The sequence below is a fragment of the uncultured Campylobacter sp. genome, assembly GCF_938018145.1.
GTDB lineage: Bacteria > Campylobacterota > Campylobacteria > Campylobacterales > Campylobacteraceae > Campylobacter_A.
Genome location: NZ_CALIII010000309.1, coordinates 1 through 2,014, shown reverse-complemented (window position 1 = coordinate 2,014; position 2,014 = coordinate 1). Strand labels below are relative to the sequence as shown.

The 2,014-nt window shown below is 45.5% G+C and carries 2 protein-coding genes; one reads left to right on the top strand and one right to left on the bottom strand.

Annotated elements, in window-relative coordinates; translation table 11 throughout:
• Positions 1-198 precede the first annotated feature (198 nt).
• Complete coding sequence (locus tag Q0338_RS07300; RefSeq protein WP_298086177.1) at positions 199-903, bottom strand: metallophosphoesterase; 705 nt, start codon at positions 901-903, stop codon at positions 199-201.
• A gap of 296 nt (positions 904-1,199) precedes the next feature.
• On the opposite strand from Q0338_RS07300, the gene Q0338_RS07295 reads away from it, so the two are divergent.
• Positions 1,200-2,014: molybdopterin-dependent oxidoreductase (locus tag Q0338_RS07295; protein WP_298086176.1), on the top strand; the 815-nt coding region annotated here is incomplete at its 3' end.

Here is a 2,014-nt window from a genome sequence, read left to right as displayed (position 1 = left end):
AACTGCAAAGCAGAGCGTAATTTAAGCCCCTTCCCCCTTAACAAAGAAGCAAAACGACCTCAAACAATCTTTTTTGTTTAGAAGGTTTTAACGCATGGCTTCAAATTTGATCAACCCAAATTTAGCATCTTAAAGGTGCAGGTCTCGGTGCGTAAAATTCAAATTCTAGTCAAATTTAGCCTCAAAATTTAACTAAACTCACCCGCCCTCCTCGATATTTTCCTGCAAAAAGACTCGCATGCTCGGAAACTCAAGCGCGCAAAGATGGCCAAATTTATGCTTATAGACGCAGCCTGTGTCGATATTTGCACTAAATTCCGTGATATCGGGCTCAGCGATCGGCGTATGGCCGTAGACGTTAAAGACGCCATCGTTTTGGCTAAAATCGCCCCTGCCGCAAAGCACGTGCCGCCTAAACTCCGCTGCATTATCGCCGTCCGAGCTGCGCAGCGGCCACATCCGCCCGACCGCCGAATGCGACACGACGAGCCGCCTGCCTTGCGCGTTTTTAAACTCATGAAATTCCAAATAAAGCGGCAAATTTGACAAAAACTCTATGCGTGCGAGCTTCTGGGCGCGGCTGGCTTTGGCGTAGGATGCAAAAGTCTGCGAGCCGCCGTTGAGGAAAAACCAGCGCGGATCGTTAGGCATTTCGCCACGCAAAAATGCGTCCTTGTGTTGTAAAAGGCGGTATTCGTGATTGCCCATTACGGCCGCGTAACCGCGCTGCATCGCTAACTGCACGACCTCAAAACTCCCCTCGCCGCGGTCTATCAGATCTCCAACGAAGCAAATTTTAGAATCAGTGCCGCGCGGCAAGCGATCTATAAGTGCGCAGAGGGTTTTATAACAGCCGTGCACGTCGCCGATAAGATAAATTTGGTCGCCATAATCATCTAACATTTTTATTTGCCTATCTTAAATTTGGCTCAAATTTTAGCTCTTTTTTGTAAATTTTACAGTCGCTTTCACGCTCACATACGCCTAAATCCAAATAATCTTTACCAAAAATCATATTTTTTATATAGTTTTTATTCTTTATCTCTTATAATGTCATATAACCATAAAACTAATTTCTATATCTAAAGGAGGTTTAATAAATAATGCCGACGACTTCAAATTTAGTCGTAGGCTTGGACGAGTACATTTAACGAAACACCAAAGACGAGATAACCAAATTTCATTTCAAGGGAGAAAAAATGAAAAGACGAAATTTCTTAAAGCTTAGCGCGCTAGCTGGTGTCAGCCTGCAAGCCAACAGGATAGAGGGCGTCACCCAGACGCTTTTTGACCAGAAGAAAGTTTTTTGCGCGAACAGATTCGGTCCGTTTTACGCAAACGTAGTCAGCGGACAGATAACCAGCATAGATCCTTTTGAGGCGGATAAATTCCCGAGCACTTTAAACAACGCCGTCGCAGACTGCGTCCAAAACGAGAGCAGAGTACTGTATCCTTGCGTTAGAAAGAGTTATTTGGAGAAAAAAGGACCAAATAAACCCGAGCTTAGAGGCGAGGAGGAATTCGTAAGAGTTAGCTGGGATACGGCGCTTGATCTAGCCGCAAAAGCTCTAAAAGAAAATTTTGAAAAGTACGGCTCCGAGAGCATCTATGGAGAGTGCTACTGGTGGGGCGGCAGCGGTAAAGTCAGCTGGGGTAGAGCTACGGCTAGAAGGATGCTAACGATACTAGGCGGCTTCGTCTCGGAGGACGGCAACTACTCCTATGGTGCCGGTCACGTTATCATGCCTCACGTTATCGGAACTATCGAGCCAAACGAAGTTCCTACGAAATGGGAAGCGGTAATAAAGTCTGCTAAAACTATAGTATTTTGGGGAAGCAACCCCGTAGTCACCAATGAAATAGGCGTAGGCGCTCCTACTCACGAGGGCTACGACGTGTATGCCAAACTAAAAGAGATGAACGCAAAAGGCGAAAAGAAAATTTACGCCGTAGATACATATAAAAACGATACGATCAGGTATCTAAACTCGAACTTTATAGGCGTGATGCCGGG

What these genes read in the sequence shown, in the direction of transcription:
- Q0338_RS07300 (WP_298086177.1), bottom strand. Translation starts at nt 903, where the DNA reads ATGTTAGATGATTATGGCGACCAAATTTATCTTATCGGCGACGTGCAC.